This is a genomic window from Mesorhizobium sp. Root102 (assembly GCF_001425625.1).
Lineage (GTDB): Bacteria > Pseudomonadota > Alphaproteobacteria > Rhizobiales > Rhizobiaceae > Mesorhizobium.
The window spans coordinates 242,053-255,367 of the sequence record NZ_LMCP01000047.1 but is presented as its reverse complement, the minus strand read 5'-3'; the positions used below and the strand labels follow the sequence as shown (position 1 = coordinate 255,367).

The 13,315-nt window shown below is 63.2% G+C and carries 13 protein-coding genes; 2 read left to right on the top strand and 11 right to left on the bottom strand.

Going from position 1 to position 13,315, the window contains the following annotated elements; translation table 11 throughout:
* Position 1: 1 nt before the first annotated feature.
* From ASD12_RS31015 to ASD12_RS30990, 6 genes are all read right to left on the bottom strand, one after another.
* Positions 2-805 carry an RNA methyltransferase gene (locus ASD12_RS31015; protein WP_056596018.1) on the bottom strand — a complete coding sequence of 268 codons (804 nt, stop codon included), beginning with the start codon at positions 803-805 and terminating at the stop codon, positions 2-4.
* Positions 806-1,118: 313 nt separating this feature from the next.
* Positions 1,119-1,463: a metalloregulator ArsR/SmtB family transcription factor gene (locus ASD12_RS31010; protein WP_056595887.1), complete on the bottom strand. Its 345-nt coding sequence runs from the start codon at positions 1,461-1,463 to the stop codon at positions 1,119-1,121.
* A 145-nt stretch (positions 1,464-1,608) separates the two neighbouring features.
* Positions 1,609-2,397, bottom strand: coding sequence for a HugZ family protein (locus ASD12_RS31005; RefSeq protein WP_056595884.1), 789 nt, complete (start codon positions 2,395-2,397; stop codon positions 1,609-1,611).
* Positions 2,398-2,427: 30 nt separating this feature from the next.
* The gene (locus tag ASD12_RS31000; protein ID WP_056595882.1) at positions 2,428-3,603 is read right to left on the bottom strand and encodes a CaiB/BaiF CoA-transferase family protein; all 1,176 of its coding nucleotides are present in this window, start codon (positions 3,601-3,603) and stop codon (positions 2,428-2,430) included.
* Positions 3,604-3,609: 6 nt separating this feature from the next.
* Positions 3,610-4,371, bottom strand: coding sequence for a 3-hydroxyacyl-CoA dehydrogenase (locus tag ASD12_RS30995; RefSeq protein ID WP_056595879.1), 762 nt, complete (start codon positions 4,369-4,371; stop codon positions 3,610-3,612).
* A gap of 61 nt (positions 4,372-4,432) precedes the next feature.
* Entirely contained in the window at positions 4,433-4,969 is a 537-nt protein-coding gene (locus tag ASD12_RS30990; protein ID WP_056595876.1) for an N-acetyltransferase, read from the bottom strand.
* A 272-nt stretch (positions 4,970-5,241) separates the two neighbouring features.
* On the opposite strand from ASD12_RS30990, the gene ASD12_RS30985 reads away from it, so the two are divergent.
* Positions 5,242-6,234 carry a glutathione S-transferase family protein gene (locus ASD12_RS30985; protein WP_056595873.1) on the top strand — a complete coding sequence of 331 codons (993 nt, stop codon included), beginning with the start codon at positions 5,242-5,244 and terminating at the stop codon, positions 6,232-6,234.
* A 1-nt stretch (position 6,235) separates the two neighbouring features.
* Here the strand turns inward: ASD12_RS30985 and ASD12_RS30980 are convergent, their stop codons facing one another.
* Positions 6,236-6,733 (bottom strand): NUDIX domain-containing protein, encoded by a 498-nt coding sequence (locus ASD12_RS30980; RefSeq protein WP_056595870.1) that lies wholly within the window; start codon positions 6,731-6,733, stop codon positions 6,236-6,238.
* Positions 6,734-6,804: 71 nt separating this feature from the next.
* On the opposite strand from ASD12_RS30980, the gene ASD12_RS30975 reads away from it, so the two are divergent.
* Positions 6,805-7,728: a metallophosphoesterase gene (locus ASD12_RS30975; protein ID WP_082525775.1), complete on the top strand. Its 924-nt coding sequence runs from the start codon at positions 6,805-6,807 to the stop codon at positions 7,726-7,728.
* Here the strand turns inward: ASD12_RS30975 and ASD12_RS30970 are convergent.
* The 4 genes from ASD12_RS30970 to leuA all read right to left on the bottom strand — a co-directional run bounded on the left by ASD12_RS30970 (position 7,712) and on the right by leuA (position 13,113).
* The gene (locus ASD12_RS30970) at positions 7,712-8,329 is read right to left on the bottom strand and encodes a hypothetical protein (RefSeq protein WP_056595864.1); all 618 of its coding nucleotides are present in this window, start codon (positions 8,327-8,329) and stop codon (positions 7,712-7,714) included. The genes ASD12_RS30975 and ASD12_RS30970 overlap by 17 nt on opposite strands.
* A 109-nt stretch (positions 8,330-8,438) precedes the next feature.
* Positions 8,439-9,242 (bottom strand): alpha/beta fold hydrolase, encoded by an 804-nt coding sequence (locus ASD12_RS30965; protein WP_056595861.1) that lies wholly within the window; start codon positions 9,240-9,242, stop codon positions 8,439-8,441.
* Between the two features lie 195 nt (positions 9,243-9,437).
* On the bottom strand, positions 9,438-11,189 hold the full coding sequence (locus tag ASD12_RS30960) for a hypothetical protein (RefSeq protein WP_056595857.1): 1,752 nt from the start codon (positions 11,187-11,189) through the stop codon (positions 9,438-9,440).
* Positions 11,190-11,373: 184 nt separating this feature from the next.
* On the bottom strand, positions 11,374-13,113 hold the full coding sequence (gene leuA / locus ASD12_RS30955; protein WP_056595855.1) for a 2-isopropylmalate synthase: 1,740 nt from the start codon (positions 13,111-13,113) through the stop codon (positions 11,374-11,376).
* Between the last annotated feature and the right edge of the window lie 202 nt (positions 13,114-13,315).

Sequence of the window (13,315 nt, the reverse complement as noted above, 5' to 3'; positions counted from 1 at the left end):
ATCAGCTCTCTTTTGCGGAAAAATGGTGCAGCGCGATGGCTGAGGCGGCTGCGACGTTCAGGCTGTCGAAGCCTTCCGACATGGCGATCCGCACGGTGTGCAGGCTTGTGAGCAGGCTGTCCGGCAAGCCTTCGCCCTCGGTACCGAGATAGAGCGCCAGGCGCTCGCTCCGCTGCGCATCGCGGATGACGGTTCGCCCGCGTGGCGACAGCGCGAATTGTTCGAAGCCCCGCCGGGTGAGCATCGTCGTGAAGCCGGCGGTGTCGGTGAACGAAGCGAACGGGATCTTGAGCGCAGCGCCGACGGAAACGCGGATCGCCTTGCGGTAGAGCGGATCGCAGCATGTCGCATCCAGCAGTATCGCGTCGGCGCCAAAGGCAGCGGCGTTGCGGAAGATCGAGCCCACATTGTCATGATTGGCGATGCCGACGAGCACCACGACAAGCGCCCGGGCCGGCAAGGCATCGAGCAAAGCCTCTGCTGACTGCGGCGCCCCCTTGCGTCCCATGGCCAGGATGCCGCGATGCATGTGAAACCCGGCGATTGCGTCCATCACCGCGCTGGTGGCGACATAGACCGGGAGACCGGCCGGCGCCTTGCGCAGGATATCCTCAAGGCCGGCCAGCCGGTTTTCGAGGACCAGTACCGATTCGGCGGCAAAGCGCCCAGCCGAGAGAAGCAGGTCCAACACCACCTTACCTTCGGCGACGAAGCGACCTTGCCGGCCGGCGAGGTCACGCTCGCGGATGTCGAGATAGGCAGCGACGCGCGGATCTTGCGGGTCGTCGATGCGAATGGGATCCATGCATTCCTCGCGGCCGTCGCATCGGCCCGAAAATCCGAGCCGATTGCCGGCGCTCACCTTTGGTTCGGAAAGCACGATGCGACAATTCGGGACGACCGGCTACCTCTGTGCGCCCGAATGGGCGCACGTCACTCTGAAAACGACCGGCTACCTCTGTGCGCCCGAATGGGCGCACGTCGCTCTGAAAACGACCGGCTACCTTCTGTGCGTCCGAATGGGCGCACGTCGCTCTGAAAACGACCAGCTACCTCTGTGCGCCCGGATAGGCGCATGTCGCTTTGAAATCGCCGGCGAGGTCAGCGGCTATGGATGGTCAGGTTCCGGCACGGCGCAAACGGTGCGCCATCTGGGACAGGTCATCCTTGCCACTGCCGAAAATGCCGTCCAGCATGTCGAGCAGTTCGCGCACGGCGTCGGATTTGCAGGAATAGTAAATCATCTGCCGGTCGCGGCGGGTGTCGACGAGATCGAGCGCCCGCAACTTGGCCAGATGCTGGGACAGGGCGGATTGACTGAGCATCACCTTCTCGGCGATGGCGCCGACCGACATTTCACCGTCGGCGAGATAGCTCATGATCAACAGCCGTTTCTCATTGCCCATCAGCATGAGAAATTCGGCCGCCGATTCGGCGTTGACGATTAGCTTTGTCGAGACCATCGATCCCCCATGCTTCTTGTTCATCCTGACGCCATGGGGGCAATGGCGTCTGATTCCATAAACTCACTCGTGAATCGGCGCAGGCGATTCAACGTCACTGGCAAAAGGTAGAGCATTTCATTTAAATCTCAAGTGTTGCTTTTGATCAAATATAATTAAGTCCTGTCCCGGTGTCGACCGAGGCCCGGCCGACCCTGACCATTTCGACCAGAACGTGTCGCAATTCGCGTGCTGCTGCCAAGGGTTGGGGGAAGAAGACCCGGCAAACTTCGTCGCCCCATACCAGATCCATACCATCGGCATCGAATCCGGCAACGCTCCAGCCGTTGCCGGACACTTTCGTGAAATGCTTTGCATAAACGGCGATCGCGTCGAGATGGTCGGCGTTCATGTGGTCGATGGCGGATTGTTCGCTCGCCGCCAGTTCCTCGACGATCGGTCCGCTGGTGAGCAGATCCGATTGGTCGAGCTGATAGGCCTTGCCGAAGCCACCGTTGAGGCTGGCGCGTTGCGGCTCGAGGCGAAAGATCGAAAAGTCGCCGAGACCGGCGTAAAGTTTCGCCTTGGGATTGCGGTTGAGATAACGGCGCTCGGTGCGGGCGTGTTCGCTTGAGCCGCGCTGAAGCCTTACCGCCTGGCAGACCAGTGTCAGGCGCGGGTGTGCCAGCGGGTCACCCTTGCCGGGTTCGCCAAGCAACAGGGAGCAGCGCGGATCGGCAAGCAGGGCGCCGGTGTGCGGCGAGAGCATCGACACCAGGATCAGCGGCACGCCGTCGATGTCGGTGGCCACGCCGACCCTGCTGGCCAGCGGCGAGCCGGTTTGCGGTTCGATCACCGCCAGCGCGCCAAAGCGGGCGCTGCGCAGAAGCGTCTTCGCCAGCCGGATCGCCTCGGCGTCCGTCTCGCGGATCACGTCCTTCTTCGGTTCGACCAAGGCATCACCGAAATAAGTTGATGTTCTTGTCTAGTTGTCGATCAGCAAACCGGATTTGACAAGGTCGTCGATCTCGGCTTTCGCAAAGCCGAAACGTGCCAGTATTGTCGCCGGCGACAAATCCTCATCGCCGGGCATAGTAACCGGTGTCGGCTGCGAGCCGGAGAAACGCGGCGCCGGGGCAGGGCGCTCGAATGCACCAGCCGTCACAAAGGCGTTGCGCGCCCGATTGTGCGGGTGGTGCTTCGCCTCTTGCAACGACAGGACGGGGGCGACGCAGGCATCGGTCTGGGCAAACAGAAGGTCCCAGTCGTCGCGCGATTTCTGCCGGACCCGATCGGCAATGGCCGCGCGCATCGGCGGCCACAATGCCTTGTCGTACCGGCCGGACACAAAGCGCTCGTCAAGCGGCAGCAGATTGGCGAATTCGGCGAAGAATTGCGACTCGAGGCAGCCGATTGCGATATGGCGCCCGTCCGACGTCTCATAGGTGTCGTAGAAGGGGGCGCCGGAATCGAGCAGGTTCGTGCCGCGCTTTTCGCTCCACAACCCAGCGGCCATCAAGGCGTGCAGGGGCACTGCCAGCATCGAGGCGCCTTCGACCATCGCGGCGTCGATGACCTCCCCCTTGCCGGTGCGCGAGCGTTGGAACAAGGCGGCCAGCATCCCGGCAATCAGCATCATGGCGCCACCGCCATAGTCGGCGACAAGGTTGAGCGGCGGGATCGGGCGGTTGTCGGCGTGGCCAATTGCATGCAGCACGCCGCAATGGGCGAGGTAGGTGATGTCATGGCCGGCGCGGCCGGCGAGCGGGCCGTCCTGGCCGAAGCCGGTCATGCGGCCGTAGATCAGCGCCGGATTGCGAGCCAGCACCGCTTCGGGGCCGAGGCCAAGCCGTTCCATGACATCGGGACGAAACCCTTCGAGCAACATGTCGGCTTTTTCCGCCAGGCGCAGCAGCAGATCGGTGCCTTCCCGGCGCTTCAGGTCGAGGCGCAGGAGGGCGCGACCGTGGCGGTCGATGTTGTACTCATGCGGCAGCGACGGGAGTTGGCCCGTCCCCGCCCGTTCGATGCGCAGCACTTGCGCGCCCATCTCCGACAGCAACAGGCCGGCCAGCGGCACGGGGCCGAGCCCGGCCATCTCGATCACCTTCAGCCCGGCAAGCGGACCGGCCTTCCCGGCAGCGACCAGGCCGGTGCTCATGACCGGCTATTTCGGCGCCATGCGGATGGCACCGTCGAGACGAATGGTCTCGCCATTCAACATCTGGTTCTCGATGATGTGCAGGGCGAGAGCGGCATATTCGGATGGCTCGCCCAGGCGCGACGGGAAGGGCACGGCGGCGCCCAGAGAATCCTGCACCTCTTGCGGCATACCGGCCATCATCGGCGTCTTGAAGATGCCGGGGGCGATGGTGCAGACGCGGATACCGGAACGGGCAAGGTCGCGCGCCACCGGCAGCGTCATACCGACGACGCCGCCCTTGGACGCCGCATAGGCGGCCTGGCCGATCTGGCCATCATAGGCGGCAACCGAAGCGGTGTTGACGATGACGCCGCGCTCGCCACCTTGCAGCGGCTCCAGCTTTGACGCGCGCTCGGCGACGAGGCGGATCATGTTGAACGTGCCGATCAGATTGACCTCGATCACCTTGCGATACTGATCGAGGGGATGGGGGCCATCTTTGCCGATCGTCTTCACGCCAATGGCAATGCCGGCGCAATTGACCAGGATACGCGGTTCGCCAAGCTTGGCGGCGACGTCGGTGAATGCAGCAATCCCGCTGTCGGCGCTGCTGACGTCGCATTGGATGGCAATGCCGCCGATCTCGGCCGCGACCTTGGCCGCGCGATCAATACCGACGTCGAAGATGGCGACGCGGGCGCCCTTGGCGGCCAGCGCGCGCGCCGTTGCCTCGCCAAGACCGGAGCCGCCGCCGGTGATGATCGCGATCTGGCCATTCGGATTCATGCCGACATCCTTTGATCTCAGGAACGGTGGGACGGATCAGGCGCCGGATCCACGGGAAAGGTCAAGCCATCGCCGCGGTAGGATCGGCAATCCTGGCTTGATCGGCGTGGCAGACCTCGCCCGAGAGCCTGGCGACCGCGCCCGGCGCGATCTCGTGTGACAGCAGCCGGTCGAGATCGACGGGACGCGGCATTGAAATCTGGCCGCGTGGGATCCGCTTGAAACCGAGCGGACCATAGTAGGGTTCGTCACCGACCAGCATGACGGCAGGCTCACCGGCCTTGGCGGCCGCCTCCAGCGCGATCGCCACCAGCCGGCGGCCAATGCCGAGATTCTTGAAGGCCGGACGCACCGCAAGCGGCCCGAGCATCAATGCACGACCGGCGCCGGCGGCGACGCGGGTCATGCGCACCGAGGCGACGACAAGGTCGCCGTCGACGGCGACAAAGGACAACGAGCGTTCGTGCCCTCCGGCTTCGCGGATCTTGTAGGCGGCCAGCACAAAGCGGCCTGGTCCGAAGGCTTCGTCGTTGATGGCTTCGATCTGGGGGTCATGCGCCGGGGTTTCCGGCAGGTATTTCACGTCGGCAAGGCTCATGGTCTTTGCGTTCCGGTAAGGAGGAAAGGTTGCTGCAAACGGCAGCATTCGCCAGTCAGCGCTTCATCAAGCGCGGGCGCCCTTTCGTCGTCGGTCAAACCGGATCAAAGCAAAGTCGAACATGCGGATTGTCCGCTAGCATCAATTTCCCGCCGCTGCAATCGGACGTTTTTGCCCGCCGTTTCGGCCAAGTGACGGTCTGTTCAGTACCTGACGTCTTCGACAGGGCAACCTTGCGCCTACATAAGGGAACAGGACGCAAGGAGATTTGCATGGGATTGCTGGTTGAAGGCAGGTGGCAGGATCGCTGGTATGATACGGCCGACAATGGCGGCAGGTTCGTGCGGACGCAGTCGCAATGGCGCGACTGGATCACCGTTGACGGGGCGCCGGCCGAAGGCCGGACGCGCGGCTTCAAGGCCGAGCCCGGCCGCTATCATCTCTATGTCTCGCTTGCCTGTCCGTGGGCGCATCGGACGTTGATCTTTCGTGCGCTGAAGAAGCTGGAAGGCATCATATCGGTGTCGGTGGTGCATCATTTCATGGGCGCCAATGGCTGGACGTTTTTGGCTGAGGACGGCGCTACCGGCGACACGCTCTACGGCCTCGACTTCCTGCACCAGATCTATGCCAGAGCCGATCCCGCCTATTCGGGCCGGGTGACGGTACCGGTGCTGTGGGACAAAAAGGAACAGACCATCGTCTCCAACGAATCTTCCGAGATCATCCGCATGCTGAATTCAGCCTTCGATGAATGGGGTGACGCCAACCTCGACTTCTATCCCCAGGACCTGCGCCGCGAGATCGACCGCATCAATGCGCTGGTCTATCCCGCGGTCAACAATGGCGTCTACCGCGCCGGCTTCGCCACCACGCAACGCGCCTATGAAGAGGCGTTCGGCGAATTGTTCGCGGCGTTGGATACGCTGGAGGAGCGGCTGTCAAAACAGCGCTATCTCGTCGATAACCGTATCACCGAGGCCGACTGGCGGCTGTTCACCACACTGGTGCGCTTCGACCCGGTCTATGTCGGCCATTTCAAATGCAATCTGCGCCGTATCGCCGACTATCCGAACCTGTCGAACTATCTGCGCGACCTCTATCAGGTGCCTGGTGTCGCCGAGACCGTGAACCTGCATCACATCAAGGCGCATTACTACGGCAGCCACGAAACGATCAATCCGACGCGGATCGTTCCGGTCGGGCCGGAACTGGATTACGGCGCACGGCATGACCGGGCGCGGTTCGAGAAAGCGGCGGCCTGATCTACCAGTAGGGCGAAGGCTGCTCGGCGCCAAAAATCTCGGCGATCCGCCGCAGCGTTGCCGGCGTCGTGCCTTGCGGCAAGCGGTCGAGCGGGAAGAAGCCGGCTTCGGCGATCTCGTGGTCTGGCAGCTTCGGCGCCGTCTGGCTGAAATGCTCGATCAGGTAGAAGCCGACATGGTCGCGCCGGCTGGAACGGCGATTGAAATGCATCGACTTCAGTGTTGGCGGTGAAGTCAGTGCGATGTTGCCTTCCTCGGCCAGTTCGCGTGCCAGCGCCTGGTCAAGCGTCTCGCCGACTTCGACGCCGCCGCCGGGAAGCTGCCAGCCCGGAACATAGGTGTGGCGAATGAGGAAGACGGAATTGGATGCCGTGTCGTGGATCAGGCCGCGCACGCCAAGCGTCATCGGCCGCCGCAACACGAAATAGACATGGAACAGCCGGGCCCTGAGGCCCGCCCAGCCGGCCTGGCGGAAGGCCTTTTCCGGGTCAGTCGCCATCAGGTGCGAAACCGTGGATAGCAAGGAAAGCTTGAGTGGAAAGCGGGACGCCTGTCGCCTATGAAGGATGCATGTTCAGGCTCGCGCATATTTCCGATGTCCATCTGGGGCCGCTCCCCAATGTATCCTATCGCGATCTCGCCTCCAAGCGTGTGCTCGGCTACGTCAACTGGCAGCGCAACCGCCGCCGCCATATGCATGACGCCGTCATCGACACGATCGTCGCCGACATCAAGGCGAACACGCCTGACCACCTCGCCGTCAGCGGCGACCTGGTCAACCTGGCGCTCGACGGCGAGATCGAGATGGCCAAGCACTGGCTGGAGACGCTGGGATCGCCGCACGATGTTTCGGTCGTTCCGGGCAACCACGACGCCTATGTGCCCGGCGCCTTCGACAAGGTCTGCCGATCCTGGGCGGCGTGGATGAGCGGCGACGGCGTCAACACGCCGGTCGACCGCAACGCCTTCCCCTATCTGCGGGTGCGCGGCAATGTCGCGCTGATCGGCGTCTCGACGGCACGCGCCACAGCCCCCTTCATGGCCAATGGGTTCTTCATGGAAGGCCAGGCGGAGCGGCTCGGCAAAATCCTTAGGGATACCGCCGGACAGGGACTGTTCCGCGCCATCATGATCCACCATCCGCCGGTGCGTGGCGCGGTCCCGCAGCACAAGCGGCTGTTCGGCATCGCCCGCTTTCACAAGATCATTCGCCGCCATGGCGCCGAACTTGTGCTGCACGGCCATTCGCATTTGCCGTCGCTGTTCTTCATCGGCGGTCGAGGCGTCAGGATCCCGGCGGTCGGCGTCGCTGCCGCCGGCCAGGCGCCGGGCGGCAAGCACCCGGCGGCGCAGTACAATCTGTTCGACATCGACGGTGAAAAGGGCAATTGGCGAATCCGGCTGACACGGCGCGGCCTGACCGGGCCGTCCATACCGCCATCCGATCTACAGACGCTGGAGCTTGGCGCCGAGGCCGCTATGGCCGCAAATTGACAACCATGGCCACGATGCGGTCCCAGAACAAGACGACCGACACCACAAGGCCGACCAGTGCGCCGGCGGCAACCAGGCCAAGCCCGGACAGAAAGGCCGACCAGCGCTTGCCGCGCGTCATCGCGCGCAGCGGCGGTTCGGCTTCCGGGACATCGGCGCGTTTCATGCCGGCGATAGCCGGTTCGACCCCGCCTTCCATCATCCTCTGACGCTCGACGATGCGCTCGGCAACATAGCGCGTCACGGAATCGGCAACCGGCTTCATCTCGGTGGATTCGGCAAGCACCACCCGGCCGATGCGGGTGTCCTTGAGGAAGCGATAGGTGCGGCGGTCGCGTCCCATGGCGACATGGCTGACGGCGTCGATCCACAGGCGCGGCTGCAAGCCTGACGAGACGACAAAGTCGAAATTATCGATGTCGGCGGGAACATCGGCAAAAACCGGCGCCAGCTCTGCGGCAAGCATATCGAGGCGCATGCGATGCGCCTCGCGCATATCGACGACGACGTCGTCGCGGTCGGCGAAGGCATTTTTCACATCACGGATGGCATCGGACAGTTTCTTCGACTGGTCGATGGTCTTCTCGCCTGCTTCCTTCATCGGCGTTGCCTCGCGTGTTTGGTTAACACGGGGTTAACACAGCCGCCGGCAAAATGCACTGGCGAGGTGGACGGGATTGAGGCTCAGGAAAGTGTTGTGCGCGAGACGGTCAGCTGGCCGCGGCGGCGAATTTCTGGCGATGCGGCCTGGCGCGGCGGTTGGTGTTGCGGCGAATGATCTCGGCAACGAGGTCGGGGGCTTCCTCGGCCAGCATATGGCCGGCCTCCAGCACATGGTGCACGTGAAAATGCGCCGGCAGATCATCCGCCTGGGTAAAGGGCAGCACCGCGTCGTCGGTTCCCCACGCCACCATCACCGGCATGTTCAGCCCGTCGAGACGATCATGCGGGATGACGCCTTGCCGGTCGTCAACGGTCATGGCGGCTGCGATCTCGACGAATTTTTCCAGCTGGCCGGGTCGCCTGCGCATTTCCCAGAGAGCGTCCACCGTGCGATCGAGGGGCCGGGTCCCTGGCCCCGACATGGCGGCGAGGCAAGCCCGGATCTCGGACCGATCGGCTGCGCCGGCATAGCGACGCAACAGCGGCCCGTTGATCTCTGGGCCAAGACCGCCCGGTGCCAGAAGTGTCAGCGAGGCTATTTTGTCGGGCTCGGCCAGCGCCATCAGCGCCGCCACCGCACCGCCCATCGAGTGGCCCACCAGATGAACGCGCTTCAGGCGACGCTCGGAGAGATCGGCGAGCACGGCCCTTGCCGCCACCTTGGCCGGGCCGGCGGCGGGAAAATCGAGTGACAACCCATGCCCCGGCAGATCATAGGCCAGCGTGTGCGCGGAAGGCGCCGGGGAGGAAATCACCTCCCGCCAGACATCGTGGCAGCCGCCGAAACCATGCAGCAGGACAATGGCCTTCGAGCCCACACCCTGTTCGGCGGCAAAAAGCGATGCGGTCATGAAAGCTGAGTTTTTGCTGTTGTCAGGATGCGAAACACCAATTGTGGCTGGATTGCTCCTAGTCCACGGCGATGGCCAGTAAAATTTTCGCGATTTGTACGGTTGCGGACAGAGCTTGGCAACCACCCTGTATCGGCGATCGGAACACAGGAAATCCATTCGGCGGCGCGCCCAATCCGCCGGCCTCGATTGGCGTCAGCTTGGGTTGCCGAGCCCGGCGGCGCGCAGGGCCTGGACCAGCCGTTCGGTCAGGTCGGCTGGATATTTCCGCTCGACGAAAGTCGCGCGTGGATCGGCGGCAAATTTAGGGAATTCGGTGGTCAGTTGATTCAGCAACGTGCTCACCAGATGGTCCTGTCCGGCAGCCTTGGCGCCGATCAGCCGCGCCGCCAGATAGTGCGATTTCGTGGCCGTCGTCCTCAATGCCGTGCTGGCCGCGATGGCCTTGTTCATGTCGCCCTGCATGAATTCGCCGACGAACAGTCCGTAATCCCACCATGTCGAGTGCCCGCTGAAGGTCTCCGCGGCATGGGCAAGGATCGGCGTTCCCTCCGCGTAGCGGCCGGCGAAGATCAGCCCGTAGCCGTAAGCGGCAGCCATGCCGAGATCGTAGGTATTAAGTTCATAGGCTTTGCGCATCCAGCGGATCGCTTCGTCCGTGTTGCCGAGCCGCGAACTGACATAGCCGTAGGAGCGATGCGCATAAGGACTGGTCGGACCCATCTGCACGCCGCGATGGGCAAACTCCACGGCCTTTTCAATCGTCGCATTGGGTGGATAGGCGTAGTGATCGGAGACCGCCTCGAGATGCAGGGAGGCAAGTTCCGAATAGACGAGCGAGGATTTCGTGCCGCCATTGGCCAGCTTCTCGAGGCAGCGATAGGCTGCCTCATGGGTCCTAGCGTTCTGGTCGAGATAATATTTGTCGTTGAGCAGCAGGCATTGCGTCAGACCGTTCGGCGCGCCGGTCTGCTCGATATAATTGTAGATCGTGCCCGAGGCGGGAAGGGCTGAACTCAGCATGTCGGCAATACGGTCTTCGATCGCGGTAGGTGCGCTGTCGGCGGAGGTCAGATTGCGTGAAAGAAGCACCCGTCCGGACGCCATGCTTTGCAGCTCGATAGTGATGTCGCCCGCGTCCGGCCCAGGCAAGATGTCGAATATGAAGCTCGTGGCATCGTCGGCCGGATCGGTGGCGGTGTCGCGGCCGATGAAGTCGATCGTATCGAAGCCGCTCAGGCCGGCGCGCAGCGACGCGGCGACACGGTTGGCATCGGCGCCTTCCGCCTTGAGGCCGATATAGACTTGCGGCAGGGTGTCTGCCATGGCCGATGCCGCGATGCTTCCGGTCGCGCCGGCGGTCTCGATCGTCGCCGACATGTCGCCGCCTGCCAGCAAGGCACTGCTGCCCTGACGAAGGATCAGCACCCCCAGCATGGCGATGACCAGGGCGATCGCCACCCAGAAGAAACGGAGATGGCGCGCCACCGAGGGGGTGGGCGAAGCCAGCGACACCGCATCCGGCATGCCCGCGCCGACGTCGTTGGGCCGATCGGCGGATGCGGCGCCGTCCAGACTGAGTTCGGGAACATCCGGCAGCCGGATCGCGTTCAATTCATAGGCAGGGACATAGCCGCCGCGCGGAATGGCGATGCGGACGGGTTCGGCAATTCCCTCATTGGCAAAATAGTGCTGCAGAAGCTCGCGCAGCCTGCCCGCCTGCACCCGCACGACAGCATCGGTGGACGGATCGAAATCGCCGTCCTTGCCGAAAACATCCATGGCAATGGAGAAGCCCTTGAGCCTGTCGCCTTCGCCGGCTTGTTCGCGTTCGACAAGGTAACGCAGCAGCTTGCGCGCGCGTTCGGATCGGCCGAACGTTTGGCTGGCAAGCAGTCGCTCCAGTGTCTCGCGCACTGCGGGGGCGGCAGGCGTGGCATGCTGCAAGTGTCGATCCTCTCGAAGTCGGCACAGGTTGAGGCGCGATCATATAGTTCCCGCACCGCCACACAAGTATACACCCATTATGCGATCACGTACCCCACCGGATAATTCCGCGGTGGTTAATAGCCCGAAAGATCGGAACCGATCACCCGATTGGGGTGGTCCCGATCCTTGTTCTGGTCGTGCGTCAGCCGGCTTTCTTGCCAATGATGCGGTTGGCGGCGGACATCACCGCTTCCAGCGAGGCGGCGACGATGTTGGTGTTGATGCCGGCGCCGAACAGCTTGCCGCCGGGATATTCCATCTCGACATAGGAAATGGCCGACGCGTTCGAGCCGCGCTGCAACGAGTGCTCGGAATAGTCGAGCACCGACATCTCGACGCCGAGATGGCGCGACAGCGCATCGACGAAGCCGTCGATCGGACCGGTGCCTGTGCCTGCGATCGTCACTTCCTTGCCGCTGTCGAGGATGACCGCCTCGACCACGCGCCGCCCCTTGATTTCGGTGCTGGGATAGGTGTGATGATCGAGGAATTTCAGCCGCGCGGCAGGCTGGTCGACATAGGTTTCGAGAAAGCGCTCGTAGATGCGCCTGGCCGGCACTTCCTTGCCCTCGGCGTCGGTGATCGCCTGGATCTCCTGGCTGAATTCGATCTGCAGATTGCGCGGCAAATTGAGGCCGTAATCGGCCTGCAGCACATAGGCGATGCCGCCCTTGCCGGACTGCGAGTTGATGCGGATGATGGCTTCGTAGCTGCGGCCGACATCGGCGGGATCGATCGGCAGGTAGGGCACCTCCCAGTGCGGCGTGTTGGCCTTTTTCAGCGCCTTCATGCCTTTGTTGATGGCATCCTGGTGCGAGCCGGAAAAGGCGGTGTAGACGAGTTCGCCGACATAGGGGTGACGCTCGGGGATCTTCAACTGGTTGGAATATTCGTAGACGTCCTTCATCCGGTTGATGTCGGAGCAGTCGATCAAGGGATCGACACCTTGCGTGTACATGTTGAGCGCCAGCGTGACGATATCGACATTGCCGGTGCGCTCGCCGTTGCCGAACAGCGTGCCTTCGACGCGGTCGGCGCCAGCCATCAGGCCGAGTTCGGTGGTGGCGATGCCGGTGCCGCGGTCATTGTGCGGATGCAGCGAGACCAGCAGGTTCTCCCTGTTGTCGAGGTTGCGGCACATCCACTCGATGCGGTCGGCATAGATGTTGGGTGTCGACATCTCGACCGTCGACGGCAGGTTGATGATCAGCTTGTTGTCCGCCGTCGGCCTGACGATTTCGGTGACGGCGTTGCAGATCTCCAGCGCCACTTCGAGCTCGGTGCCGGTAAAACTCTCCGGCGAATATTCGAAACGAAAGCCGCCGCCGGCCTTGGCCGCCATGTCGGTGATCATCTTGGCCGCGTCGGTGGCGATGCGCTTGATGCCGCCGACGTCCTTTTCGAAGACGACGCGGCGCTGCAATTCGCTGGTCGAATTGTAGAAATGGACGATCGGGTTGGTGGCGCCCTTCAGCGCCTCGAAGGTGCGGGTGATCAGTTCAGGCCGGCACTGCACCAGCACCTGGAGCGAGACATCGGCGGGTACGTTGCCTTCCTCGATGCACCAGCGGGCAAAGTCGAAATCGGTCTGCGAGGCCGACGGGAAGCCGATCTCGATCTCCTTGAAGCCCATGTCGAGCAGCAAGCCGAACATGCGCGCCTTGCGCTCGTGGCCCATCGGGTCGATCAGCGCCTGGTTGCCGTCGCGCAGGTCGACCGAGCACCAGATCGGCGCCTTGTCGATGACCTTCGAGGGCCAGGTGCGGTCGGTGAGGCCGACGGTGGGATAGGGCTGATATTTGCGGGCTGCGTCAGGCATCCCTCTAGCCGCATCCTTGCCGGCTACCGCGGCATCGGAACGGATCTCTTCTCGTGCGTTCATCGTCGTTTCTCCCGGCGGCTCATGGATCCACCTTCAGGTGGATTGATGGCGAGCGGCGCCTTTACCAGAATTTCGTTCGCTTGATGTGATTGCCAAGGAGCATGCGCTTGCGCGGCGGTTCGACCGCCGGGCGCTCCTTCAGCGAACCCGGCGATCGCCGATAAGGCCGAGAAGAAGCAGGGTCGAAGCCAGCGCGCGCACG

Bases quoted from the DNA above. Each gene is read 5' to 3' on its own strand.
- ASD12_RS31015 (WP_056596018.1), bottom strand. From the start codon at position 805: ATGGATCCCATTCGCATCGACGACCCGCAAGATCCGCGCGTCGCTGCC.
- ASD12_RS30990 (WP_056595876.1), bottom strand. From the start codon at position 4,969: ATGAGCCTTGCCGACGTGAAATACCTGCCGGAAACCCCGGCGCATGAC.
- ASD12_RS30980 (WP_056595870.1), bottom strand. From the start codon at position 6,733: ATGGCGACTGACCCGGAAAAGGCCTTCCGCCAGGCCGGCTGGGCGGGC.
- ASD12_RS30970 (WP_056595864.1), bottom strand. From the start codon at position 8,329: ATGAAGGAAGCAGGCGAGAAGACCATCGACCAGTCGAAGAAACTGTCC.
- leuA (WP_056595855.1), bottom strand. From the start codon at position 13,113: ATGAACGCACGAGAAGAGATCCGTTCCGATGCCGCGGTAGCCGGCAAG.
- ASD12_RS31000 (WP_056595882.1), bottom strand. From the start codon at position 3,603: ATGAGCACCGGCCTGGTCGCTGCCGGGAAGGCCGGTCCGCTTGCCGGG.
- ASD12_RS30975 (WP_082525775.1), top strand. From the start codon at position 6,805: ATGTTCAGGCTCGCGCATATTTCCGATGTCCATCTGGGGCCGCTCCCC.
- ASD12_RS30995 (WP_056595879.1), bottom strand. From the start codon at position 4,371: ATGAATCCGAATGGCCAGATCGCGATCATCACCGGCGGCGGCTCCGGT.
- ASD12_RS30965 (WP_056595861.1), bottom strand. From the start codon at position 9,242: ATGACCGCATCGCTTTTTGCCGCCGAACAGGGTGTGGGCTCGAAGGCC.
- ASD12_RS30985 (WP_056595873.1), top strand. From the start codon at position 5,242: ATGGGATTGCTGGTTGAAGGCAGGTGGCAGGATCGCTGGTATGATACG.
- ASD12_RS31010 (WP_056595887.1), bottom strand. From the start codon at position 1,463: ATGGTCTCGACAAAGCTAATCGTCAACGCCGAATCGGCGGCCGAATTT.